Here is a 25286-nt window from a genome sequence, read left to right on the forward strand (position 1 = left end):
ACGATGAAGGCAATCAAATGGGGGGTGTTCTGGCTGCTGCTGGCCGGCGTTGCGGCCATCGCGCTGTGGCAGGTCGCGATCCGCTGGCATCCGGTCGAAAGCCAATATCCGACCCAGGGTCCGGTCATCGGTGCCGAGCAGGGCGAGGTGCACTGGCCGACCCTGCGCGCCGCGGGTGCCGACTTCGCTTATATCCACGCGACCGACGGCGATACCGATCGCGATCCGAATTTCGCCGCGCATTGGCGTGCCGCGCACGAGGCGGGGCTCCGGCATGGCGCCATCCACACCTATGAGCTGTGCCGCCTCGCCATCGACCAGGCGACGAACTTCGTGGCTACCGTGCCCGATCATGAAGATGCTCTGCCCCCCGCGATACTGCTCGACTTCACCGGCAACTGCACCGACCGGCCGAACCTGGACATCTTCATCGCGGAACTCGCAAACTTTCTCGAGATCGTCGAGCGGCACGCCCAAAGCCCGGCGTTGATCTACGTCACGCGCGAATTCGATGCCGAATATGAGGTGACGCGCCGGGTCGAGCGGAGCTTCTGGCTGCCCCGCCGGCTCTTCAAACCGGATTTCGGCGCGGTGCCCTGGGTGATGTGGGAGGCGAGCGACATCAGACAGGTCGAGGGTGTGGAAAACCCCGTACGCTGGAATGTGGTGCGGCCGAACCAGCCGGGCTAAGGATCGCGCTCATGAGCATCATGGCCGACAAATGGATTCGCGAACGCGCGCTCGAAGACGGGATGATCGAGCCGTTCGAGGACGGGCAGCGCCGCGAAGGCACGATCAGCTATGGGCTGTCTTCATATGGCTACGACGCGCGCGCGGCGGACGAGTTCAAGATCTTCACCAATGTCGACAATGCGATCGTCGATCCCAAGAATTTCTCCAACAACAGTTTCGTCGACCGGCAGACCGATTGCTGCATCATACCGCCCAACAGTTTCGCGCTCGCCCGGACGGTCGAATATTTCCGTGTGCCGAACGACATTCTCGTTATCTGCCTCGGCAAGTCGACCTATGCGCGCTGCGGCATCATCGTGAACGTCACGCCGCTCGAACCGGGCTGGGAAGGCCATGTGACTCTTGAGTTCTCCAACACGACCCCGTTGCCCGCCAAGGTTTATGCCAATGAAGGCGCTTGCCAGTTCCTGTTCCTGCAGGGCAACGAGCCGTGCGAGACCAGCTATGCGGACCGGGCCGGCAAATATATGGGCCAGAAAGGCGTGACGTTGCCGAAGCTATAAGGCATGGTTGCGGTCTGGATCGTTGGGAGACACCCATGGCAAAGCCCGGTTCCGTTTTCGCCGTTACTCTAGCGATGCTCATGGCTTGCACGCCGTCCGCCGCCGAACAAAGTCAAACCCTTCCGGCTGGCGCCTATATTTATCGGGGCGACGATGCGGCCGACCTGCTCGACCAGTGTTCACGCAGCACACCCGCGCCCGGCGACAGCTATTTCACCCCTTCCCCGGCCGACATCGTGGCTTTCGAAGCAGCGCTGCCCGAGGCGCTACGTGCCTCGGGAGAAACGCCCGACTCTTATCGGCCGGAATCCGAAAGACAGGGCTGGTCGAACCTCGCTGACAGATGGGCGCGGCAATATATCGGCATCGTTCGCGACGGCACCGAAACGATATACGGGAACTTCTTTCCCAGGGAGATGGTGACACGCCATCCGGAGAACGACTTCAGCCGTTCTACGATGATTGTTTGCGACGGCGGACGCTCCTTCTTCGGTGCGGAGTTCAATCCCGCGAGTGGCCAGATCGTCCATCTCGCCTTCAACGGCTTCGCTTGAAACAAATAACCCCGCCGACGTGATGCCGGCGGGGCTATTCGCGACCCGAATTTTCGGGGATCCGTTTACCGCGAACCGATCATCACGCGACCGCGCAGACCGGCCGTTGCCGCGTCGTGTGACCATACCGGCTCGCCGTCCACGCTGGTGAGCTGCACATTCTCGGCATCGAGCACGCGCTCGAGCATCGAAGACGCGCGTGCGACCCGGTCCGTCTCCATCATGACGGTGGCAAGATTGAGCATCGCCGAAACGTCGCCATCATTTTCCGCCAGACGCCGCAATAGGCGATCTTCGGCCGCCGCATAGTCGGCGCGCTCGATCGCGTCGGCGGCATAGGGGTCGTACCCGGTGGGGTGCGCTTCCGGGTAGGGCGCGGCCTGGACCGCGACAGGAAGAGCACAAGCTGCTGCTATCATGAGGAATTTCGTCATCCACTCTCTCCGCATTACTCTTTAGTGACATACATATTACACTTATGTGACAGTTCTGTAAATGTCTGATGACAAAGGATTCAGGGTTGATCCGGTCCTCGATTGCGAAAGCCCCGAAATCCGGCGGTTACCGCGCCGACATATCCCCAAAGAATCATGCCGGTTGCCGCTTCGAAATTGCGCTTTTCGCCGAACGGCATATAGTCTGGCTGCCCTTATTCGGAGACTTCGAGCCATGCGCGCGGCGCCCATTTTCATCGCCTTGTCGGCCATTGGACTGGCACTGGCCGGTTGCAGCGGCGGCCAGAGCGGCGCTGAGGACGAGGCGGAAGCGACCGCGACCGACAGCGTCCAGATCCACCGTCCATTCCGCGCCGGGCCGGGTTCGGTAAACAGCTATTGGCTGGAGGGCGCCGACGAAGTCCTGGTATTCGATACGCAGCGCGAAATAGCGCTTGCCGATCGCGTGGTCGCGGCGATCCGCGCGACGGGCAAGCCGGTCACAGCGATTGTGATCAGCCATTACGATCCCGGCCATTTCGGCGGTCTCCAGTCTTTCATGGAGGCGTTTCCCGAGGCCGAACTGTTGATGACGGAGGACGTTGCGGAGCAGATCGGGCGCGACCTTTCCGGCTATGTCGAACGGCTGCGGGAGACCTTGGGCGAGGATTACCGGATGCCGCCCGAGCCGACGCGGTTCATCGAGAATCGCGAGGAACTGACGGTCTCGGGCGTGCCGGTGATCGTCCATGTCGTGAGCGATACCGAGGCAGAAACGATGGCGATGCTCTCTATTCCGAGCGAACAGGCGCTGTTGGCCGTCGATATGGTCGCCAATCGCATGCATCCTGATTTCACGGATGCCGATATCGACAGCTGGCCGCGCGCGCTGGACCGCCTGACCCGCGATTTCAGCGGCTACACCCTCTATCCAGGCCATGGCGAGCCGGGCCCGATCGGCCTGCTCGTCGCCAATCAGGTTGCGTATATTTCTTTCGTGCGCGGTCTCGTCGAGCGCGAGATACTGTCCGACGATGTCGCCACGGAAGCCGAGATTAACGAGGCGATCACCGCGATCCGTTCCAATTATCCGGACTGGGAAAGCGTGACCGGCCGACCGGCCCAATTGCGGCGCAATCTCGAAGCGATCGTCGCGCAACTGGGCGGCGAACTCGAAGCCGACCGCGAAGAAGAAGAAGACGGCAACGAAGCCGCGGACGGCTAGCGATTACGCTTGCGGCGCGGCTTGCGCCGTTTTCCATCTGAACGGTCGCGCGATCCCCTGCGCCCGCGCTCGCTCTTCGTTCCGCCGCCTTTGCCCTCGGGCAGTTCGAACCGCAACCCACCGCTGATCGGACTGGCTTCCACGAGCCGCAGGTCGAGCCGGTCGCCAAGCGTATAGCGCGTGCCGCTGTCTTCGCCGATCAGGGCCTGGGCGCGCTCGTCATAGCGATAATATTCCCGGCCCAGATCGCGCGCCGGCACCAGCCCGTCGCCGCCCAGCCCCTCGACCGTCGCGAAGAAGCCGAAATTCTGCACGCCGGTAATCCGTGCCGGCATGATCTCGCCGACTCGTTCGGAGAGATAGGCGGCGACATAGCGGTCCACGGTGTCGCGCTCGGCCTCCATGGCACGGCGTTCGAGCTTGCTGATCGCCTCGCCCGTCGCTTCCATCCGCTCGGCTTCGCTGCCCGTCAACTTCGTCTCGGCGACGTCCGGCCCCAGATTGTACGCGCCGACCAGCGCGCGGTGGACGAGCAGATCGGCATAGCGGCGTATCGGCGAGGTGAAATGCGCATAGCTGCCGAGCGCCAGCCCGAAATGCCCGGCATTGCGCGGTGCGTAATAGGCCTGGGTCTGGGTGCGCAAAATCTGTTCCATGACCTGCGGCCGGAAGTCGTCGTCCCCGACACGTTCGAGAATGCGATTGAAGGTGTCCGGACGGATCACCTGACCCAGCGTGAAGGGCACGTCGAGGCTCGCGAGATACTCCTTCAGTGCAACCAGCTTTTCCCGGCTGGGCGGTTCGTGGACGCGGTACATGACCGGCGCGGCCTTGGCCTCGAGCGCTTTGGCCGCCGCGACATTGGCGGCGATCATATAGTCTTCGACCAGCCGGTGCGCATCGAGCCGCTCGCGCGGCGCGACCGAGAGGATGCGGCCGGTTTCATCGAGTTCGATCCGGCGTTCCGGCAGATCAAGATCGAGCGGCTCCCGCTTTTCGCGCGCCCGGAATAACGCGCTCCAACAGTCCCAGAGCGGCCGCAGCACGCTATCGACGAGCGCGGGTTCAACGATATCCGCCTGCCCGTCGATCGCCGCCTGCGCATCCGGGTAAGGGACATTCGCGGCTATCCGGAGCCTGACGCGCGAAAAACGCCAGCTCTTCACCTGTCCCTTCCTGTCGATCGTCATGTGACAGGCCAGCGCGGCGCGGTCCTCGCCGGCTTTCAGCGAACAGATATCGGCGGACAGCTGTTCGGGCAGCATCGGCACGACGCGGTCCGGAAAGTAGACGCTGTTGCCACGCCTACGCGCTTCCTTGTCCAGCGCCGAACCGGGCCGCACATAGTAACTGACATCGGCAATCGCGACGATGACGCGCCAGCCGCCCTCGCCGTCCGGCTCCGCCCAGAAGGCATCGTCATGATCGCGCGCATCGGCCGGATCGATGGCGAGGATCGGCAGATGCGTCAAGTCTTCGCGTTCGCCCAGATCGTGTCTGGCCATACGTCCGGCTTCGGCGAGCGCCTCGTCGGAAAACTCGACCGGGATTTCATGCTTGTGGATCGCGATGAGGGAAAAGCTGCGCGGCTCGAACGGATCGCCGAGGATTTCCGTCACACGTGCCGAAACGCGCGGCGGCCGTCCCGACTTTTCGGCTAGAACCAGATCGCCGGGCCGGGCGCGATTGGCGTCGGATACGAAAAAGTCGCGCCGGTTGCCCTTTTCGAGCCCCTTCAGCCAGAGCTTGCCGCCTTCCTCGTGCAGCACGCCCATCAACTCGTCCTGCGCGGGCGCAATTTTCTTCATCGGGTGCGCGATCCAGCCGCGCCCGGCCTGTTCGGTCCGCGCGAGAATGCGATCGCCAACGCCGAGCGGGTGACGGCGGCCGCGTTCCTTGACGCGCAGCTTGGGCACCGGTGCATCGCTATCCCAGCGTTCGGGTTCCGCCCATATATCGCCGTCATCGTCGACATTCGTGACGCCCAGGACCGTAACGCGCGGCAGGCCGCCCGCCTTGTGGAGCGACTGCCCCGCGCCTTTGTCCACGAGCCCTTTCTCCGCCATGCGCTTGAGCAACGCCTTGAGTTGAATTTTGTCCTGCCCCTTCAGGCCGAAGGCGCGCGCAATCTCGCGCTTACCGGCCGGCCGGTCCGAGCTTTCGAGGAAATCGACGATCTGCTGCTCGGTCGGGAAACCGGCGGGGGTTCTGCGGGGCATGGCGCCGCCATAGCCGTTATCGGATGCGGCGGCCATCTAGTGACGGCAGAAATAATTCCGCTAAACACGCGTCATGACCTATGACCTCCTGATCGTCGGCGGCGGCATAAACGGTGCCGCGATTGCGCGTGATGCCGCCGGACGCGGGTGGAAAACCTTACTCGTCGAACGCGACGATCTGGCGAGCCATACGAGTTCCTCCTCGTCGAAGCTGATCCATGGCGGCGTCCGCTATCTCGAATTTTACGAGTTCGGCCTCGTCCGCAAGGCGCTGAAAGAACGGGAGGTCATGCTGGCATCGGCGCCGCATATCATCTGGCCGATGCGTTTCGTTTTTCCGCACAACCATCAGGTCCGCCCCTTCTGGATGATCCGCGCCGGGCTGTTCCTCTACGACATGATCGGCGGCCGCCGGACGCTGCAGGGCACGCGCGCGCTGGCCAAGGCCGATCCGCGCTATGCAGCGCCCTTCGCCGATCCGGCCACCAAGGGCCTCGTCTATTCGGATTGCTGGGTCGACGATGCGCGGCTGGTGGTCCTGAACGCGGTGGACGCTGCGGACCGGGGTGCGGAGATCGCGACGCGCACCGCATTCGTGTCGGCCGAGCGATCCGGCGCGGTCTGGAAAGCGGCACTGAGCGACGGCCGGACGGTGGAAGCCCGCGCGATGGTGAACGCGGCCGGCCCCTGGGTCTCCAAGCTGCTCAACGAAAAGGTCGGGCTCTCCGGCAAGGCTGACGTGCGGCTCGTGCGCGGCAGCCATATCGTCGTCCCGCCGCTCTATGATGGCGACCAGGCGTATATTCTCCAGCAGCCGGACCGGCGCATCGTCTTCGCCCTGCCCTATCTCGACCGGTTCACGCTGATCGGAACGACCGACGTCGCCGTCGATGATCCAGGCGATGCGGATGCGAGCGATGACGAGATCGACTATCTGTGCCGCGCGGTGAATGCGTACTTTTCCAAACAGATATCGCCAGCGGATATCGTCGCCAGCTATGCCGGCGTGCGCTCGCTCTATGACGATGGCGCCAAGCAATCGAAGGAAGTCACGCGCGATTATGTGCTCGAGATAGATGGCGGCGACGGCGATGCGCCGATCCTCTCCGTGTTCGGCGGCAAGATCACGACAGCGCGCGCGCTGGCGGAAGATGCGATCGACCGGCTGAGCCGGCAAACGGGATTGCAGGCACCGGCATGGACGCGTGACGCGAAGTTCCCGGGCGGCGATCTCGGCACGGAGTTCGATGATTTTCTCGGACAGATGGCGGCGCGCTACCCGTTTCTCGACGCCGACCTGACGAAGCGCCTCGCTCGTGCCTATGGCCGCTTGATGACCGAGATACTCGGCGATGCACGGAGCATGGACGATCTCGGCATGGACTTCGGCGCGGGCCTGACGGAGCGCGAACTGCGTTACCTCATCGACCGCGAATGGGCGCGTACGCCAGAAGATGTGCTCTGGCGGCGGACCAAGCTGGGTCTGTCGATGAGCCCGGATGAGCAGGCCCGGCTTGCATCGTACATGGCCGACGACCGCGAAAGGGTGAACGCATGACAAGGCATATTCTCGCCATCGATCAGGGGACGACGTCGAGCCGCGCGATCCTGTTCGACGAGACGGGCAAACCGCTCACAAGTTCCGCACAGGAATTTCCGCAGCATTATCCAGAGGATGGCTGGGTCGAACATGATCCGGAAGATATCTGGCGGGATACGGTCGCCTCGGTGAAAGCCGTTCTGTCCGACGAAACGACGGCGATCGGCATCACCAATCAGCGCGAAACGATCGTCCTCTGGGATCGCGCGACCGGCAAACCGCTGCACAATGCCATCGTCTGGCAGGACCGGCGCACGGCGGACACCTGCCGCCGCCTCAAGGCCGATGGGCATGAGTCGATGATCCGCGCGACGACCGGGCTGCTGCTCGACCCTTATTTCAGCGCGACCAAGCTCGCCTGGCTGCTCGACCATGTCGCGGGCGCGCGGGAGGCGGCGGCGCGCGGCGAGCTGGCCGCAGGGACGATCGACTGTTTCCTGCTCTGGCGGCTGACGGGCGGCAGCGTCCACGCAACCGACATCACCAATGCCGGGCGCACGATGCTGTGCGATATCCATGGCGGCGATTGGGACGATGCGCTGCTCGACCTGTTCGGGATCGATCGCAGCCTGCTCCCCGACATCCGCAGCAATGCGGAGATTTACGGCGAGACCGACCCGGCGCTGTTCGGCAGGGCGATTCCCATCGCCGGCATGGCGGGCGACCAGCAGGCGGCGCTGATCGGGCAGGCCTGTTTCGCGCCCGGCATGGTGAAATCCACCTATGGCACGGGCTGCTTCCTGCTGCTCAACACGGGAGCCGAGGCCGTACCGTCCGAAAACCGCTTGCTGACGACGCCCGCCTACAGGATCGGCGACGATATCACCTATGCGCTCGAAGGCTCGATCTTCGTCGCCGGCGCGGCGATCAAATGGCTGCGCGACAAGATGGGGCTGATCGCACAGGCCGGCGAGACGGCGGCGATTGCCAAGGCGGCGCCGGACAATCACGGCGTCTATCTCGTACCCGCTTTCGTGGGTCTGGGTGCGCCGCACTGGGACCCCGATGCGCGCGGAGTGATCAGCGGGATGACGCTCGATACGACGGCCGACCATGTCGTCCGTGCCACCCTCGAATCGATCGCCTATCAGACGCGCGATCTCGTCGATGCGATGCGCGCCGATGGGGCCGACGATCCGCGCGCGCTGCGTATCGATGGCGGCATGGCGCAGAATGACTGGTTCGCGCAGTTTCTGAGCGATGTCCTCGAAGCCCCTGTGGAACGGCCGGAAAGCCATGAAACGACCGCGCTGGGCGCCGCCTATCTCGCGGGCCTCGCGACCGGCGTCTGGAACGGGCTGGACGATCTGTCCGCGCGGTGGGAGGCCGATGCGCATTTCGGCCCGCAAATGGCAGATGCGCAGCGGAACGCGCTGCTTACCGGGTGGCGCAAGGCGCTCGAACGAACGCTGGCTTAAACAAATCCGTTTGGGCTGAGCTTGTCGAAGCCCTGCACTTCTTTTGAGACGGCCAAGAAAAAGTACAACCCTTCGACAGGCTCAGGGTTATCGGTTTTTTGCCTAAAGCCTCAGCGGCGTCCATTCCTCGTCGGGCGACAGCGGCGCGAATATCTGGTCGATCAGGTGATCGCTGACCTCTTCGGGCGTCGCCGGATTCCATTGTGGATCGTTATCCTTGTCGACGATCACGGCGCGCACGCCTTCGAGGAAATCGTGCCGCTGCACGACATGGGCGCCGACCCTGTATTCGACACGCATCTCGTCGGCGAAATCGGTCTGCTGGGCTCCCTGCCATAAAAGATAGAGCGACACCTTGCAGGTCTGCGGCGATTTGGTGCGCAGCGTTTCCAGCTCCTTCTGCGCCCATTCCGAGCTATCTTCCTCGAGCGCGGCAAGGATGTCCTCATACTTGTCCGAGGCGAACAGCCGGTCGATCTTTTCGAGATTTTCTTTGATCCGCGCTTCGGGCGGTTCGACCGAAGCTTCCTTCAGGATCGATTCGATCTCCTGCGGGTTTTCAGCAATCTTCGCCTTCACGGCTTCCAGCGACTCCGAGGGCAGGTAGTGGGTGGCAAGGCCCAGCGCCATGCACTCCGCCCCGTCGATCCGCGCGCCGGTCAACGCGAGAAACTGCCCCGTCCGCCCCGGCAGCCGCGACAGATACCAGCCGCCGCCGACATCCGGGAACAGCCCGATCCCCGTTTCGGGCATGGCGAAGCGCGTATGCTCCGTCGCGACCCGATATTGGCAGGGCAGCGAAAGGCCGACACCGCCGCCCATCGTGATCCCGTCCATGAAGGCGACGGTCGGCTTGGCATAGGTGAAGAGCAGGTGGTTGAGCCGATACTCGGTGTGGAAGAATTCGCGCGCGTTGACCCCGTCGCCCGCCCCGCTTTCGGCCAGCATCCGGATATCGCCGCCCGCGCAAAAGCCGCGGCCCTCGGCATGGTCGATCAGCACGGCCTCCACCGACAGATCCTCGCGCCACGCCATGAGCGCATCGATCGCGGCCTCGCACATCGCCGTGGTCAGCGCGTGGAGGGCCTTGAGCCGATTGAGCCGCAGCCGGGCAGCTTTGCCGTCGATTTGGGTGATAAGGTCTTCGGTCATGGACATGCTGGTAACGGGTCGGCGGCGGCGCGTCATCCCATCAATAGCGCGAGAGGGTCAGGCGCCTTCGCCGGACAGCGGAGTCCACACATATTCGAGCTTCAGCCCGTCCGGATCGGCGAAGAACACCGCGTAGTAGTTGTCGCCATAATAGTGATCGGGCGGATCGAGGATCGTCACTCCCGCTTCGACCAGCTTGGCGTGCAGCGCATCGACATCGGCCCGGTCCTCCGCGCGCCAGGCGGCATGGTGCAGCCCCGGCGCATAACGGTCATGCTGCATCGCTCTGTTTGCCTCGTTCGCCGGCCGGATTCCGACAGACGGGAAAAGTCCCTCGCCCAGGCTCCACTCGGTCGGCCCATCTTCAACGCGTCGTGTCTCGCGATAGCCCATATGGGTCAGGAATAGTTCATAGACCGGCCGCGCCGCTTCAACGTCGCTGACAGTGAAATCGATATGATGCCAATCGCCGCGCATACCGCCGTCCTGTTCCGTATATGTTCTTCTCTGCCTCACCACTCCGCTTGTCAATGATGCGGCAAACAGCGCCCCTACCCAATTTCGCGAATCTGCCCTAAACTCGGTTTCAAATTGCAACAGAGGATGTGACGATGGCCGATGCAGACCCGCAAATCGTGAACAAGGATGCGATGCTCGCCGCGCTCGAAAAGCAGCGCGCCGCCTTTACCGCCGAACTGCCCGTGAGCGCCGAGACGCGCAAGGAGCGGCTGACTCGCGCCGGCCGGCTGCTCGTCGACAATGCCGATGCGCTGTGCGCCGCGATGAGCGAGGATTTCGGCCATCGTTCCAAAGAGCAATCGATGATGACGGACGTCGTCTCGGCGCTCGGCGAGGTCAAATATGCGCGCAAGCATGTCGAGAAATGGATGCGGCCCGAAAAGCGCAGCGCGCGCTTCCCGCTCGGACTGTTCGGCGCGAAGGCGCGGATCGAGTATCAGCCGATGGGCGTGGTCGGGATCATCGCACCATGGAATTTCCCGGTGCAGCTGACCTTCAGCCCGCTCGCCGATGCACTCGCGGCGGGCAATCGCGTAATGATCAAGATGAGCGAGTTTACGCCGGTTACCAGCGCGCTGGTCGAGAAGCTGATCGGCGAGGCCTTCTCGCCTGAGGAAATCGCCGTGTTCAATGGCGGCCCCGAAGTCGGCCAGGCGTTTTCCGCCCTGCCCTTCGATCACCTGCTGTTCACCGGCGCGACGAGCATCGGCAAGCATATCCTGCACGCCGCGGCCGACCATCTGACGCCGGTCACGCTGGAGCTGGGCGGCAAGTCGCCGACGATCTTCGGCGAAAGCGCCGATATCGAACGCGGTACGAGCCGCGTCGCAATGGGCAAGATGATGAATGCCGGCCAGATCTGCCTCGCACCCGATTACATGATGGTGCCCGAAGCGAAGGAGGGCGATATCATCCAGGGCCTGACGGCGGCGGTCGGCGAACAGTATCCGACGCTTGACGCGAATGACGACTACACCTCGATCATCAACGACCGCCATTATGAGCGGCTGCAGGGCTATCTGAAGGACGCCGAGGAGAAGGGCGCGGAGCTCGTCGAGGTCAATCCGGGCAATGAGGATTTCAGTGCGTCGAACAAGCGCAAGATGCCGCTGACCATCGTCCGCAATCCGACCGACGACATGACCGTGATGCAGGAAGAGATTTTCGGTCCGGTCCTGCCGATCAAGACGTACAAGTCGGTCGACGAAGCCATCGACTATGTGAACGCGCATGACCGGCCGCTCGGCCTTTACTATTTCGGCAGCGACAAGGCGGAAGAACAGAAGGTGCTTTCCCGCACGATTTCCGGCGGCGCGACGGTCAATGACGTGATCTTCCATATCGCGATGGAAGAACTGCCGTTCGGCGGCGTCGGCCCGTCCGGAATGGGCGCCTATACCGGCCATGAAGGCTTCAAGACCTTCAGCCATGCGAAGAGCGTCTACAGCCAGCCCAAGATGGATGTCGCGAAGCTCGGCGGCTTCAAGCCGCCCTATGGCAAGACGACGAAGAAAACGATTGCGCGGGAGTTGAAGCTATGACGATTGGAAAACTGGCCCTCACGTTCGCGGCTGGCGCTCTGATGATGCTACCAGGCGCAGCTGCATCGCAGGAAGCCGAGGCCGAAGCGGAGGAAACCCTATCGCGGTCCGATCCGAACTATATCCGCTGTCAGACACGGCGGGTCACCGGATCGAATGCGCGGCGTGAACGGATATGCATGACCAACCGGCAGTGGGACCGGATGGCGCGCCACGGGAACGACGATGCCGAGAACATTCTCGGATATCGCTCGCGGCAGAGCGGTATACGCGGATGCGCTTCGCCGGACGGCTGCTGAACCGGAAACCCGGACGGCTTCCTATTCGAACTCCATAATTACATCGTCGGCCTGGAGGCTGTCGCCTTCGGCCGCACTGACGCTGCTGACGACACCCGCCTTTTCGGCGCGCAGGATATTCTCCATCTTCATCGCCTCGATCACGGCGAGCGGCTGCCCTTCTTCGACAGAATCGCCCTCGCCGACATGGAGCGCGGTGACGAGGCCCGGCATCGGGCAGATCAGCATCTTCGAAAGATCCGGCGGCTCCTTCTCGATCATATGCTGGGCGAGATGGGCGAAATGCCTGGGCAGCGTGCGGATATCGTGGCTCGCGCCGCGCGTCGTGAGCGAAAAGCCGTAACGGCCCGGCCTAATCTTAACGGTGAGCGCTTCGCCTCCGAACTCGGCCTCAACCATCCGGTCACCCGGGGCATAGGCCATGGCGAGCTCCATCCCTTCGCTGTCTACCGAAACGTCATCCAGGTCGACATGCACATCATGCGCCGCGCCATCGATCTCGACGACCCATTCTGCCGGCGGCTCTAGCGGTCCGTCCAACTGACCCGACACGCGCCGCGCCCGGTCCGCATGGGCGACAGCGGCAAAGCCGGCGATCGCGGCCAGCCGCTTGCGCAGCACTTCGTCCACGGGCGCACCCTGAAAGCCCTCCGGATATTCCTCGGCGATGAAGTTGGTCGTGATCTCGCCCGACCGGAAGCGCGGATGCTGCATCAGGGCCGAGAGGAAATCGAGATTGTGGCCGAGCCCCTCAAGCTCGAACCGGTCGAGTTCGGCGATCTGCCGGTCGATCGCCCCCTCCCGCGTCGGTGCCCAGGTGATCAGCTTCGCGATCATCGGATCGTAATACATCGAGACTTCGCCGCCCTCGGCCACGCCATCATCGACGCGCGTGCAGCCCTCTTCCTCATGGCTTTCCTCAGGCGGATCGTAGCGCACGAGCCGTCCGATCGACGGCAGGAACCCGCGATACGGGTCTTCGGCATAGACGCGGTTTTCGACGGCCCAGCCGGTCAGCGTGATATCGTCCTGCTTGAACGGCAGCTCTTCGCCGGCCGCAACGCGGATCATCTGCTCGACCAGATCGATATCGGTAACGAATTCCGTCACCGGATGCTCGACCTGCAGCCGCGTGTTCATTTCGAGAAAATAGAAGCTCTTGTCGGCACCGACGATCAGCTCGACCGTCCCGGCGCTGTGATAATCGACGGCACGGGCCAGTGCGACGGCCTGCTCCCCCATCGCCTTGCGCATTTCCTCGTCGACGAAAGGCGACGGCGCTTCCTCGACGACCTTCTGGTGGCGCCGCTGGATCGAGCATTCGCGCTCGCCCAGATAGACGATATTGCCATGCGTATCGCCCAGCACCTGGATCTCGATATGGCGGGGCTGTTCGATGAATTTCTCGATGAAAACGCGGTCGTCGCCGAAGCTCGCCTTGCCTTCGCGCTTCGTTGCCTCGAAGCCTTCGCGCACGTCCTGCTCGTTCCAGGCGAGCCGCATACCCTTACCACCGCCGCCGGCCGAGGCCTTCATCATCACCGGATAGCCGATCTCGGTCGAGATCTTCACCGCATGTTCGGTATCGTCGATCTCGCCGACATGGCCCGGGACGACGCTGACGCCGGCCTTCTTCGCGAGCTTCTTCGACTCGATCTTGTCGCCCATCGCCGCGATCGCCCCCGGCGGCGGGCCGATGAAAACGATATCGTTCTCCGCGCAGGCCTTGGCGAAACTCTCGCGCTCGGAGAGGAAGCCATAGCCGGGATGCACGGCCTCGGCGCCCGTATCCTTGCAGGCCTGGATGATCTTGTCGGCGAGCAGATAGCTTTCGGCCGCAGGCGGCGGCCCCAGATGCACGGCCTCGTCCGCCATCTCGACATGGGGCGAGCGCGCGTCGGCGTCCGAATAGACCGCGACCGTCGCGATCCCCATTTTTTGCGCGCTGCGGATCACCCGGCACGCAATTTCGCCCCGATTGGCGATCAGGATTTTTTTGAACACGCCCCTAGCTACTCCCTGAAATCTATTGATCCTCGATCATCAAATTGCGCAGTTCGGTCACCCGCTGGCGCGTCATGCTGGTCCGGCAGCCGTGATAGAGCAGCGGCTCCGCGCTGCCGCCGCGCATATGGTAAGACCAGGCCGCGCAATGTTCGTCGCGCAGCGTAATCCAGGCGCGCTGGGCCGCGAGCAGCCGCTCGGCGCCGCTCGGCCGGCCGTCATTCATATCGTCATGGCTCAGATAGTTGCGCGCATAGGCGATCGCCTGCTCCCAGACATCGTTGAGCTCGGCATCGGCCAGCTCATATTCCCAAGCGGCGCAGGCGTTCATCGGTTGCTGCGGGAGATTGCCGCTATCGGCGCAGGTCTCGGCATTGGGCGTGAACTGCATGATTGCGAACAGGGTCACCCCGAGCATCGACTTACTCCGCCGCCACCAGATCGGCGCGCGCCGGCTCTTCGCCGTCTAGCGGTATTAGCCCGAGCTTCTCGAACAGTTCCGCATCGGCATCGTCGCCGCGATTGCCCGTCGTGAGCAGCTTGTCGCCGGTGAAGATGCTGTTCGCACCGGCGAGGAAGCAGAGCGCCTGCACGGCCTCGCTCATGCTTTCGCGGCCCGCCGATAGCCGCACCATCGAGCGCGGCATCGTAATCCGCGCCACCGCCACCGTGCGGACGAATTCGAGATCGTCGATCTTCGCTTCGGGCACATCGTGCAGGATATCGCCAAGCACGGTGCCTTTGACGGGTACCAGCGCATTGACCGGCACGCTCTCTGGATGCCGTTCGAGCGTCGTCAGCGCATGGAGGAAACCGACCCGGTCCTCCCGGCTTTCGCCCATGCCAACAATCCCGCCCGAACAGACATTGATCCCGGCATCGCGGACATGCCCGAGCGTTTCGATGCGTTCGGAGAAGGCGCGCGTCGTGATCACCTCTTCATAGCGTTCGGGCGAGGTATCGATATTGTGGTTGTAATAATCGAGACCGGCTTCGGCGAGCATCTCCGCCTGTTTCGGCGTCAGCATACCGAGCGTCATGCAGGTTTCCATGCCCATCTCGCGCACGCCCTTCACGATCTCGACGATCGCGGGCATGTCGCGGTCTTTCGGATTGCGCCACGCCGCGCCCATGCAGAAACGCTGCGACCCCGCATCCTTGGCCTGTGCCGCCAATTGCAGCACCTGGCGGACGTCCATCAGCTTGGTCGCCTCGACGCCGCTATCGGCGTGAACGGACTGCGAGCAATAGCCGCAATCCTCGGGGCAGCCGCCGGTCTTGATCGACAGCAGCGTGCAAAGCTGCACTTCGCCGGCCGCATGGTTTTCGCGATGGACGGTCTGCGCCCGCCACATCAACTCGTGAAACGGTAGGTCGAAGAGATCGGCGATCTCCTCGCGCGTCCAGTCGGTACGAATTTCGGTCACTCGGCGGCTTCCTCCAGCGGCGGCAGGTTATGGCCGAGCAGCTTGAGGACTTCGGCGGCCGCGTCAACCAGATTGGTGCCCGGGCCGAAGATCGCCTTTACGCCGGCCTTGCGCAGGAACTCGTAATCCTGTTGCGGGATCACGCCGCCGGCGAAGACGCGGATATCCGACCGCCCGGCTTCTTCCAGCTTGCTGATGAGTTCGGGGATCAACGTCTTGTGACCGGCGGCGAGGCTCGACGCGCCGATCGCATCGACATCATGCTCCATCGCCATATCTGCGGCTTCGCCCGGTGTCTGGAACAGCGGGCCGGAGACGACCTCGAAGCCCATATCGGCAAAGGCCGACGCGACGAGATTGGCGCCCCGGTCATGCCCGTCCTGGCCCATCTTTGCGACCATGATCTTCGGCTTGCGACCGAGCCGGCCGGTCATCGCTTCGACACCGCCCGTCACCCGCTCCCATTCGGGCGTGCCGTCATAGGCGCCGCCATAGACGCCACTCACCGGCTGGGGGATCGTGTCGTAGCGGCCGAACGCATCTTCCATCGCGCTCGAAATCTCGCCGAGCGTGCAGCGCGCGCGGGCGCACTCGATTGCGAGCGCCAGCATATTGCCGTCGGCTTTCGCGCCCTCGGTCAGCGCGGCAAGCGCCGCCTGCGCCGCATCCTCGTCGCGCTCGGCGCGTGTCTTCTCGATCCGCGCGATCTGGTCGCGGCGGACGCGAGCGGTGTCGATATCGAGAATATCGATCTCGGGCTCTTCGGCGAGGCGATATTTGTTGACGCCGACGATCACCTGCTCGCCGCGATCGACGGCGGCGGCCTTGGCGGCGGCCGCTTCCTCGATGTTGCGCTTGGGCAGGCCATCGGCGACGGCCTTGGTCATGCCGCCTGCGGCTTCCACTTCCTCGATCAGCTCCCAGGCCTTGTCGGCGAGCTGCTGGGTCAGCTGCTCGACATAATAGGAACCGCCCAGCGGATCGGCGACGTTGGTGATGCCGCTTTCCTCCTGCAAGATCAGCTGCGTGTTGCGCGCGATACGCGCGGAAAAATCTGTTGGTAAAGCAACGGCTTCGTCGAAGCTGTTCGTATGGAGACTCTGCGTGCCGCCTAGCGTCGCCGCCATCGCCTCGATCGTGGTGCGGACGATATTGTTGTACGGATCCTGCTCGGTGAGGCTCACCCCGCTCGTTTGGCAATGGGTACGCAGCATCTTGGACTTGGGGTTCTGCGCCCCGAAATCGTCCATGATCTTGTGCCAGAGCTTGCGCCCCGCGCGCATCTTGGCGACCTCCATGAAGAAGTTCATGCCGATACCCCAGAAGAAGCTGAGGCGCGGCGCGAAACTGTCTACGTCGAGCCCCTGCGCCATCGCCGCGCGGACATATTCCATTCCGTCGGCGAGCGTATAGGCGAGCTCCTGCACCGCCGTCGCCCCGGCTTCGTGCATATGATAGCCGCTGATCGAGATCGAGTTGAAGCGCGGCATATGCTCGGCCGTATAGGCGATGATATCGGCGACGATCCGCATGCTGGGTTCGGGCGGATAGATATAGGTGTTCCGCACCATGAACTCTTTGAGGATATCGTTCTGGATCGTGCCGGAAAGCTGTTCCTGCGCCACCCCCTGCTCTTCCGCCGCAACGATATAGAAGGCCATCACCGGGATCACCGCCCCGTTCATCGTCATCGACACGCTCATCTGATCGAGCGGGATCTGATCGAACAGGATCTGCATGTCGGCGAGCGTATCGATCGCGACGCCCGCCTTGCCGACATCGCCGGTGACGCGCGGATGATCGCTGTCATAGCCGCGATGCGTGGCGAGATCGAAGGCGACCGAGAGCCCCTTCTGCCCGGCGGCAAGGTTGCGGCGGTAAAAGGCGTTCGATTCCTCGGCCGTCGAAAAGCCCGCATATTGGCGGATTGTCCAGGGCCGGCCCGTGTACATCGAGGCATAGGGCCCGCGCGTGAACGGTTCGAACCCCGGCAAGCCCGGATCGATCGCGTCGCTCGCATCGTAAACGGGCTGTACCGGGATGCCCTCGGGCGTATCCCAGGTCAGATCGCGGCCCTTCACTTCCCTGGCCGCGCGTTCGCGCCAATCGGCTTTGGTGGGTTTGTCGGTCATAGCGACCGCATCATAGGCGCGCTCTATTGCCCGGTAAACTGCGCTTTTTCTTTCTTGAGGAAGGCGACGGCGCCAATCACCGCATCCTGGCTGTTGCCCGCTTCGCGCTGCGCATTGGCTTCGGCATCGAGCGCATCGGAATAGTCGCGCTCGAGATTTTCCATTGCCGTGCGGCGCATGAGGCCGAGCGCCTTGGTCGGGCCTTTGGCCAGCCGTTCGGCCAGCGCCTGCGCCTCATCCATCAGCGCATCGTCCGGCACAACCTTGTACGCCATGCCCCATTCGAGCGCCTTCTCCGCCGGGATCTTCTCGCCGAGCATCATCATCTCGAAGGCACGTGCCTTGCCGATGAGGCGCGGCAGCATCCAGGTCGCGCCGCCATCGGGCACGAGGCCGATATTGACGAACGCCTGGAGGAAATAGGCCGATTCCCCGCAAATCACGAAATCGCCGGCGAGCCCCGCCGAACAGCCGACGCCCGCCGCCGGCCCTTTCACCGCCGTGATCAGCGGCACGGGCAGTTCGGCGAGCTTCTTCATCATCGGGTTGTAATGCCCGTCGAGCGACGCCTTGGCGCGATCGCCGCCGCTGATCTCGCTGCTGCCGTCGCGGCCGCCTCCCGCAAGATCGGCGCCCGAGCAGAAGGCCCGGCCCTCGCCCGTCATGATGACGCAGCGCACGCCCTCGCCCAGCGCCTCGTCGAGCGCAGCGGAAATCTCGTCGGCCATCGCCGGCGGCATCGCGTTCAATCGCTCGGGGCGGTTCAGCGTGATCGTTGCGATAGTGTCGGCAACGGCGAGCTTGATGGTGTCATATTCGGCCATGGCGTTCTGTCTCCCGCGGATGTCGTTGGTTTACGTTAACGTAAACCATGCCGAGCCGCGCGAGTCAAATCCGGCAGACCGATCAATGCGCCTCCTTCGGCGTCTCCATGATCTCGGTCAGCACACCGCCCATATCCTTGGGGTGGACGAAGAAGATCAGCGTGCCATGCGCACCGATCCGCGGTTCGCCGAGCACGCGTTTGCCCATCGCCTCGAACTCGGCCTTGGCTTCGTGGATATCCGGCACCTCGAAACAGAGATGATGCTGGCCGCCCAGCGGATTGGCCTTGAGGAACCCGTGGATCGGCGAATCCTCGCCCAGCGGCTCGATCAGCTCGATCTGGCTGTTCGGCGTATCGACGAAGCAGACTTTCACGCCCTGCGCTGGCATGTCGAACGGTTCGTGGATCTTGGTCGCACCCATAATGTCGCGCCAGAAGGCGATGCTGTCGGGAATGGAGGGCGTCGCCACGCCGACATGGTTGAGGGGGCCGAGTTTCATTCTGCCAGTCTCCTGCACTGTATGGCGCTCAATGCGCCTCGCCATGGGGCATGTAGCGGTGGACGATGGGCGCGATCACCGCGCCGATAGCCACACCGCCGAGCCCGGACAATATGGCAAAAACCAGCCAGTCCATAAAGCCGTGCAGCCCCGCGGGCATCGCCCCAGCCACCGGATGCGCGACCGCCTCGATCCAGTGTTCGGGCCCATGCCAGCCGATCGCCGCGATATTGTGGACGAGCAGCCCGCCGCCGACCCAGGCCATGGCGAGCGTGCCGACGACGGAGATGAACGCCAGCAGCTTCGGCATGAAGCCGACCAGCCCGCGCCCGAACGCCGCCATCCCGCCCTCGCGCGTCTTGGCGAGATGCAGGCCTACATCGTCCATCTTCACGATCAGCGCGACCGCGCCATAGACGACCGCCGTGATTACCAGGCCGATCAGCGCGAGGATCAGCGCCTGCGTCCACCAGACCTGGTCGGTCACTTCGGACAGCGCGATCGCCATGATCTCGGCGGAAAGGATCAGGTCCGTGCGGATCGCGCCGGACACCATATCGTCCTCGCGCTCCCCGCCCTCTACGATCGCGGGCGTTTCATGGACGTTCGTCTCGTCGACATGAAACCATTCCAGCACCTTCTCCGCCGCCTCGTAGCAGAGGAACAGCCCGCCCACGATCAGGATATAGGGAATGAGAAAGGGCGCGAACTGGCCGAGCAGCACGGCGGCGGGCAGCAGGATAACGAGCTTGTTGAAGATCGATCCGCGCGCGATCCGCGCGATCATCGGCAGTTCGCGCGCGGGATCGAAGCCGGTGACGTAGCGCGGAGTAACGGCGGCATCGTCGATGACCACGCCGGCTGTCTTGGCGCCCGCGCGGCTGGCTGCGACGCCAATGTCGTCGAGCGACGCGGCGGAAGCCTTGGCCGCGACGGAGATATCGTCGAGCGATGCGGCGGACGCGCGCGCGATGGCGGCAACGTCGTCGAGAAGGGCGACTAGGCCGGAGGGCATGGGCTACGCATTGAACCTGCCGATTTCGAAGACCGTCCGCATTTCAGATTGACCCTTTTTTCTACGCGGCAAGCTGGTTCGCTTACTGGCCCATCCCACGTACACGCTCCCAGATCTTCTCGCACAGATCGGATAGTTTTCATCGCTCGCCTACAATAAAATTGCACTTATGAAGCGTTTAGGACTGCGGCTAATGAGAAGCATCCGTAAATAAATGCGCTAACACTAAAAATCAAAAGCAATGCGCCAATCAAAAATAGCCCTGTCCCTGGCTTCAGACTTGAATAGAATTTCGTAAACGACTCATATTGATCAAAATTATCCTGCCAAAGGCGACTCCTCATCCTTGAGGCTGAAATTGAATAAGTAATACACATTATGATACCAGACATTATCGATAAAAATAAACTAGCGGCAAATGGGCTAGCAATAGATAAAAAATTGGGTGATTGTATAATTTCCATTCTGGATAATGAAAATAAAGTACCGCTATTCACAATGACAAGACTCGCCAAACACCATTTAAAAATGGAAAACGAAAAATCGTCATCCTTTCTAATTTCCTCTTTTATTATTTCGGCTTTTATTAATCTAAGTTCATTTTCGCTATTTTCGCTCATTGCTTTTCTCACAACGGAATATTATCATGCTTCTTCCACGGATTCTCGAGCTGCTTGTTCCTGAGCTTCCGTAGGCCCAGCGCCACCCGTCTCCGCGTCGAATGCGGCATGATGACCTCATCGATAAAGCCCTTCGCAGCCGCTACGAACGGGTTGGCGAAGCGGTCTTCATATTCCTTCGTTTTTTCGGCGATCTTGTCGGGATCGTCGCGGTCCTGGCGGAAGATGATCTCGACCGCGCCCTTCGCCCCCATCACGGCAATCTCGGCGGTCGGCCAGGCGTAGTTGAGATCACCGCGCAGATGTTTCGACGCCATAACGTCATAGGCGCCGCCATAGGCCTTGCGCGTGATCACCGTGATCTTGGGCACCGTCGCCTCGGCATAGGCGAAGAGCAGCTTGGCACCATTCTTGATAATACCGTTATGCTCCTGCCCGACGCCGGGGAGGAAGCCCGGCACGTCCACGAAGGTGACGATCGGGATATCGAAAGCGTCGCAGAAGCGCACAAAGCGGCCAGCCTTCTTGCTCGCCGCGATATCGAGCACGCCGGCGAGCACCATCGGCTGGTTGGCGACGATGCCCACCGTGCGCCCCTCGATCCGGCCGAAGCCGATGATGATATTCGCCGCATGGGCGGGCTGGAGTTCGAAAAATTCGCCCTCATCGACCGTCTTCCGGATCAGCTCGTGCATGTCATAGGGCATGGTCGCGCTGGCCGGGATCAGCGTGTCGAGGCTCGGCTCCTCGCGGTCCCAGGCATCGGCGGTCGGCCGTTCGGGTACCTCTTCGCGGTTCGACGCGGGCAGGTAATCGATGAAATCGCGCGCCGCCATCAGCGCCTCGATATCGTTCTCGAACGCGACGTCCGCGACGCCCGACTTGGTCGTGTGCGTGACCGCGCCGCCCAGCTCCTCCTGCGTGACCACTTCGTTGGTCACCGTTTTCACGACGTCGGGCCCGGTCACGAACATATAGCTCGAATCCTTCACCATGAAGATGAAGTCGGTCATCGCCGGGCTGTAGACCGCCCCGCCCGCGCACGGGCCCATGATGAGCGAAAGCTGCGGCACGACGCCGCTCGCCAGCACGTTGCGCTGGAACACCTCGGCATAGCCGCCCAGGCTCGCCACGCCCTCCTGGATACGCGCCCCGCCTGAATCGTTCAGCCCGATAACCGGCGCGCCGACCTTCATCGCCGTGTCCATGACCTTGCAGATCTTCTCCGCATGGCGCTCCGACAGCGAGCCGCCGAACACCGTGAAATCCTGGCTGAAGGCATAGACGAGCCGGCCGTTGACCGTGCCCGATCCGGTCACGACGCCATCGCCCGGGATCACCTGCTCCTCCATGCCGAAATCGGTGCAATTATGCTCGACGAACATGTCGAGCTCCTCGAATGAACCCTCGTCGAACAGCACTTCCAGCCGCTCGCGCGCGGTCAGTTTGCCCTTGGCGTGCTGCGCGTCGATGCGCTTCTGCCCGCCGCCCATCCGTGCGGCTTCCCGCCGGCGTTCAAGATCCTCGATAACGTCCTGCATGATCGCCCCTTCTCAAAAACTCCTCCCTCCCCTCCAGGGGAGGGATGTAAGGGTGGGGTGAGGCGGCAAGGGGTCGATCCCCTTGTCGGCTCTCGCGCAACGAAACTACGAAAGCGGCATCGAGCCGCTTTCTGCTTCACCCACCCCTACGCCCCTCCCTAGAAGGGAGGGGGTTGGTTATTTTATTAAGCCCAAGCAGGAACAGCGGCGAAAATCAACGGATCAGAGCGTGACAACGCCCCGCGCGATCAGGCTTTCGGCGGTATCGACGATGGTCTGTTCGGCCGGGATATATTCGAAACCCAGCGTTTCGGCGGCATGGCGGCCGGAGGTGACGCGTTTCTTGCCGATATTGGCCTTGATCTGCTGCATCGCCGGCATGAACAGCGCGAGAATGGCGACCATGATATAGGGCATCTTGCGCTTGGGCACCTTGCGCGCCTTGTCGCCGATCCGCGCGCGCAGCACTTCGGCCATCTCCCGCGTCCACATAAAGCCGTTGGCCGCGGCAAAGCGTTCGCCGCGCACCTTGTCGGCCGGCGCTTCGAGCGCCAGCACATGGATCTTCGCGACATCGCGGACATCGACGACGCCGATGCCCATTTCGGGAATCATCGGCATACTGCCGTCGATCAGCCGCTTGATCAGCTCGATCGAGGTCGACAGATCGTCGTTGACGACGGGTCCGAACACGCCGGTCGGGTTGACGCTGCAGAACTCCATCTCCGGCGCGTTCGCTTCGACCCAGTCACGCGCGGCGCGCTCGGCGATCGTCTTGGATTTCGTATAGGGTGCGACGCCGGGTGTCTGAATGTTCGTCCAGTCACTTTCGTCGAATTCGGTCCGGCTCTCGTCATGGCCATAGGCGATCGCGGCGACCGACGAGGTCTGGACGAAGCGCGTCACGCCAGCCTCCTTGGCAAAGCGCAGCGCCCGCAGCGTGCCTTCGCGCGCGGGGACGATCAGCTCGTCTTCATTGTCCGGCACGGCCAATGGAAAGGGCGAGGCGACATGGGCGACGCCTTCGCAGCCGGCATTGGCTTCGGCCCAGCCTGCATCGTTTTCAAGATCGGCTTCGAAAATCTTGAGCCGCTCGCCCGCATCGGGCCAGCGATCGCGGAGCCGTTGTTCGCTCTTCGCCTTGGACCGCACCGTCGTATGAACCGTCCAGCCCCTGGCGAGCAGCTGGTCGATAACCTCGCCGCCGATATATCCGGTGCCCCCGGTCACAAGTGCGGTTTTGGCCATGGCTGCGTCTCCGATATCTTTGTTTGTCTGACCCTCAAAACATCGTCATTGCTTCACTACGATGGCCAAAGCTAGCCGTCGATTGAGCTGCGTTCGAGAAACTCGATTATCCCCGAAAAATCCTTCTTTTCTCCACCATTCTTGACGAATTGCTCGTACAGAGCGCGCGCCTTGGCGCCCATCGGCGTGCGCATCCCGGCTTCGTCGGCCGCTTCCATCGCAAGCTTCAGGTCCTTGAGCATGAGCGGCGCGGCAAAACCACCTTCGTAATCGTTATCGGCCGGGCTGTCCGGGCCGACGCCGGGGACCGGGCAATAGCTCGTCATCGACCAGCTCTGGCCAGAGGCTTTGGACGAGATATCGAAGAAGGTCTGCGGATCGAGACCCAGCGACTGGGCGAGGTTGAAGGTCTCGCAGGTCGCGATCATCGTCGCGCCGAGCAGCATGTTGTTGCAGATTTTCGCCGCCTGCCCCGCGCCGGACTCGCCGGCATGGATCACCGCCTTGCCCATCACGTCGAGGATCGGCTCGGCGCGCTCGAACGCCTTGTCCGTGCCGCCGACCATGAAGGTCAGCGTGCCGCCCGCCGCCGCAGCAATGCCGCCCGAGACCGGCGCGTCGACCATGAGGAAGCCCTTGGCCGCCGCCTGTTCGCCGACATCGCGCGCCGTTGCGACATCGATGGTCGAGCAGTCGAGCAGCAGCGTACCCGGCTCGGCATGATCGAACACATCGTCGAGATAGACGGCGCGGACATGCTTGCCGGCGGGCAGCATGGTGACCACGGCTTCGGCGCCCTTCACCGCATCCGCACCGGACTCGGCGATCCGGCAGCCATTGGCCTTGGCGACCTCCAGCGCATCCTCGGAAATATCGAAAGCGGCGACGTCATGCCCGGCCTTGGCGAGGTTTGCGGCCATCCCCGCGCCCATATTGCCGAGCCCGATAAAGGCGATTGTGGTCATGTCAGCGTCCCTTCCATTCCGCATCGCGCTTGTCGATGAACGCGCCCATACCTTCTGTCTTGTCTTCGGTCGCGGTCAGGATCTGGAACAATCGGCGTTCGTGCAGCACGCCCTGATCGAGCGTCGTTTCGAAGGCCGCATTGACCATCTCCTTGTTCACCATCGCCGCCATCGGCGCCTGCGATGCGATCTTCTCCGCCGTCTTCAGCGTCTCGTCGAGCAGGTCGTCATGCGGCACGACGCGCGCGACAAGGCCCGAGCGCTCCGCTTCCTCGGCGTCCATCATCCGCCCGGTCAGGCACATCTCCATTGCCTTCGCCTTGCCGATCGCGCGGGTGAGCCGCTGCGAACCGCCCATGCCCGGAGCGACGCCGAGATTGATCTCGGGCTGGCCGAACTTCGCCTTGTCGGACGCGATGATAAAATCCGCCATCATCGCCAGCTCGCACCCGCCGCCGAGCGCGAAACCGTTGACCGCCGCGATCCAGGGCTTGCGCACGGCCTTCACGATATGGCTCGTCCACTTCGCGAAGAAATCCTCGAGGTAAAAATCGGCGGCCGCCTTGTCGTACATCTCCTTGATGTCCGCGCCCGCCGCAAAGGCCTTGTCGCCGGCGCCGGTCAGCACCGCACAGCGCTGCCCGTCATCGGCCTCGAACGTGGCAAAGGCATCGATGAGCTCGTCGAGCACATGGCTGTTGAGCGCGTTGAGCGCCTTGGGCCGGTTCAACGTGATCAGCGTGATCGCGCCGCGCTGTTCGACGAGGATGGTTTCATAATCCATCGGAAAT

The 25286-nt window shown here is 62.9% G+C and carries 24 protein-coding genes; 8 read left to right on the forward strand and 16 right to left on the reverse strand.

Annotated elements, in window-relative coordinates:
• Positions 1–3: 3 nt before the first annotated feature.
• From ACTS1Z_RS15375 to ACTS1Z_RS15385, 3 genes are read left to right on the forward strand one after another with little or no spacing between them, the layout of a single operon-like run.
• Complete coding sequence (locus tag ACTS1Z_RS15375) at positions 4–690, forward strand: GH25 family lysozyme (protein ID WP_442625348.1); 687 nt, start codon at positions 4–6, stop codon at positions 688–690.
• An 11-nt stretch (positions 691–701) separates the two neighbouring features.
• Positions 702–1256: a dCTP deaminase gene (gene dcd, locus ACTS1Z_RS15380; RefSeq protein WP_442625349.1), complete on the forward strand. Its 555-nt coding sequence runs from the start codon at positions 702–704 to the stop codon at positions 1254–1256.
• Between the two features lie 35 nt (positions 1257–1291).
• Entirely contained in the window at positions 1292–1810 is a 519-nt protein-coding gene (locus ACTS1Z_RS15385; protein WP_442625350.1) for a hypothetical protein, read from the forward strand.
• Positions 1811–1875: 65 nt separating this feature from the next.
• Here ACTS1Z_RS15385 and ACTS1Z_RS15390 read toward each other — a convergent pair whose 3' ends face one another.
• A complete protein-coding gene (locus ACTS1Z_RS15390; RefSeq protein WP_442625351.1) occupies positions 1876–2244 on the reverse strand; it encodes a tetratricopeptide repeat protein in 369 nt (122 codons plus the stop codon).
• A gap of 235 nt (positions 2245–2479) precedes the next feature.
• Between ACTS1Z_RS15390 and ACTS1Z_RS15395 the strand changes: the two genes are divergently transcribed.
• Complete coding sequence (locus tag ACTS1Z_RS15395; RefSeq protein ID WP_442625352.1) at positions 2480–3469, forward strand: MBL fold metallo-hydrolase; 990 nt, start codon at positions 2480–2482, stop codon at positions 3467–3469.
• On the opposite strand, the gene rnr is transcribed toward ACTS1Z_RS15395, so the two are convergent.
• On the reverse strand, positions 3466–5688 hold the full coding sequence (gene rnr / locus ACTS1Z_RS15400; protein ID WP_442625353.1) for a ribonuclease R: 2223 nt from the start codon (positions 5686–5688) through the stop codon (positions 3466–3468). The genes ACTS1Z_RS15395 and rnr overlap by 4 nt on opposite strands.
• Positions 5689–5761: 73 nt before the next feature.
• Here rnr and glpD point away from each other — a divergent pair, with 73 nt between their 5' ends.
• Entirely contained in the window at positions 5762–7246 is a 1485-nt protein-coding gene (gene glpD / locus ACTS1Z_RS15405; protein WP_442625354.1) for a glycerol-3-phosphate dehydrogenase, read from the forward strand.
• The gene (glpK, locus tag ACTS1Z_RS15410) at positions 7243–8706 is read left to right on the forward strand and encodes a glycerol kinase GlpK (RefSeq protein ID WP_442625355.1); all 1464 of its coding nucleotides are present in this window, start codon (positions 7243–7245) and stop codon (positions 8704–8706) included. Before glpD ends, glpK begins: the two co-directional genes overlap by 4 nt.
• A gap of 102 nt (positions 8707–8808) precedes the next feature.
• Here glpK and ACTS1Z_RS15415 read toward each other — a convergent pair whose 3' ends face one another.
• Together ACTS1Z_RS15415 and ACTS1Z_RS15420 are read right to left on the reverse strand one after the other, a co-directional pair.
• On the reverse strand, positions 8809–9858 hold the full coding sequence (locus ACTS1Z_RS15415) for an enoyl-CoA hydratase/isomerase family protein (protein ID WP_442625356.1): 1050 nt from the start codon (positions 9856–9858) through the stop codon (positions 8809–8811).
• 57 nt (positions 9859–9915) lie between these two features.
• A complete protein-coding gene (locus ACTS1Z_RS15420) occupies positions 9916–10335 on the reverse strand; it encodes a VOC family protein (protein ID WP_442625357.1) in 420 nt (139 codons plus the stop codon).
• 134 nt (positions 10336–10469) lie between these two features.
• On the opposite strand from ACTS1Z_RS15420, the gene ACTS1Z_RS15425 reads away from it, so the two are divergent.
• Together ACTS1Z_RS15425 and ACTS1Z_RS15430 are read left to right on the forward strand one after the other, a co-directional pair.
• Entirely contained in the window at positions 10470–11918 is a 1449-nt protein-coding gene (locus ACTS1Z_RS15425; RefSeq protein WP_442625358.1) for a coniferyl aldehyde dehydrogenase, read from the forward strand.
• Positions 11915–12217, forward strand: coding sequence for a hypothetical protein (locus ACTS1Z_RS15430; RefSeq protein ID WP_442625359.1), 303 nt, complete (start codon positions 11915–11917; stop codon positions 12215–12217). Before ACTS1Z_RS15425 ends, ACTS1Z_RS15430 begins: the two co-directional genes overlap by 4 nt.
• Positions 12218–12238: 21 nt before the next feature.
• Here the strand turns inward: ACTS1Z_RS15430 and ACTS1Z_RS15435 are convergent, their stop codons facing one another.
• From ACTS1Z_RS15435 to ACTS1Z_RS15490, 12 genes are all read right to left on the reverse strand, one after another.
• A complete protein-coding gene (locus tag ACTS1Z_RS15435) occupies positions 12239–14221 on the reverse strand; it encodes an acetyl-CoA carboxylase biotin carboxylase subunit (RefSeq protein ID WP_442625360.1) in 1983 nt (660 codons plus the stop codon).
• A 22-nt stretch (positions 14222–14243) separates the two neighbouring features.
• Positions 14244–14639, reverse strand: a complete 396-nt coding sequence (locus ACTS1Z_RS15440; protein ID WP_442625361.1) for a lysozyme inhibitor LprI family protein — start codon at positions 14637–14639, stop codon at positions 14244–14246.
• 4 nt (positions 14640–14643) lie between these two features.
• Entirely contained in the window at positions 14644–15648 is a 1005-nt protein-coding gene (bioB, locus tag ACTS1Z_RS15445; protein ID WP_442625362.1) for a biotin synthase BioB, read from the reverse strand.
• On the reverse strand, positions 15645–17780 hold the full coding sequence (scpA, locus tag ACTS1Z_RS15450; RefSeq protein ID WP_442625363.1) for a methylmalonyl-CoA mutase: 2136 nt from the start codon (positions 17778–17780) through the stop codon (positions 15645–15647). Before scpA ends, bioB begins: the two co-directional genes overlap by 4 nt.
• A 23-nt stretch (positions 17781–17803) precedes the next feature.
• A complete protein-coding gene (locus tag ACTS1Z_RS15455) occupies positions 17804–18604 on the reverse strand; it encodes an enoyl-CoA hydratase-related protein (protein WP_442625364.1) in 801 nt (266 codons plus the stop codon).
• Between the two features lie 82 nt (positions 18605–18686).
• Complete coding sequence (gene mce / locus ACTS1Z_RS15460; RefSeq protein ID WP_442625365.1) at positions 18687–19106, reverse strand: methylmalonyl-CoA epimerase; 420 nt, start codon at positions 19104–19106, stop codon at positions 18687–18689.
• Positions 19107–19134: 28 nt separating this feature from the next.
• Positions 19135–20121 (reverse strand): DUF808 domain-containing protein, encoded by a 987-nt coding sequence (locus tag ACTS1Z_RS15465; RefSeq protein ID WP_442625366.1) that lies wholly within the window; start codon positions 20119–20121, stop codon positions 19135–19137.
• 167 nt (positions 20122–20288) lie between these two features.
• Positions 20289–20741, reverse strand: coding sequence for a hypothetical protein (locus ACTS1Z_RS15470; RefSeq protein ID WP_442625367.1), 453 nt, complete (start codon positions 20739–20741; stop codon positions 20289–20291).
• An 8-nt stretch (positions 20742–20749) separates the two neighbouring features.
• Positions 20750–22282 carry an acyl-CoA carboxylase subunit beta gene (locus ACTS1Z_RS15475; RefSeq protein WP_442625368.1) on the reverse strand — a complete coding sequence of 511 codons (1533 nt, stop codon included), beginning with the start codon at positions 22280–22282 and terminating at the stop codon, positions 20750–20752.
• Positions 22283–22504: 222 nt separating this feature from the next.
• Complete coding sequence (locus ACTS1Z_RS15480) at positions 22505–23530, reverse strand: SDR family oxidoreductase (protein ID WP_442625369.1); 1026 nt, start codon at positions 23528–23530, stop codon at positions 22505–22507.
• Between the two features lie 71 nt (positions 23531–23601).
• Positions 23602–24519 carry a 3-hydroxyisobutyrate dehydrogenase gene (mmsB, locus tag ACTS1Z_RS15485; RefSeq protein ID WP_442625370.1) on the reverse strand — a complete coding sequence of 306 codons (918 nt, stop codon included), beginning with the start codon at positions 24517–24519 and terminating at the stop codon, positions 23602–23604.
• Positions 24497–25279: an enoyl-CoA hydratase-related protein gene (locus tag ACTS1Z_RS15490; RefSeq protein WP_442625371.1), complete on the reverse strand. Its 783-nt coding sequence runs from the start codon at positions 25277–25279 to the stop codon at positions 24497–24499. Before ACTS1Z_RS15490 ends, mmsB begins: the two co-directional genes overlap by 23 nt.
• Between the last annotated feature and the right edge of the window lie 7 nt (positions 25280–25286).

The sequence above is a fragment of the Parasphingopyxis sp. genome (genome assembly GCF_052168295.1).
Lineage (GTDB): Bacteria > Pseudomonadota > Alphaproteobacteria > Sphingomonadales > Sphingomonadaceae > Parasphingopyxis.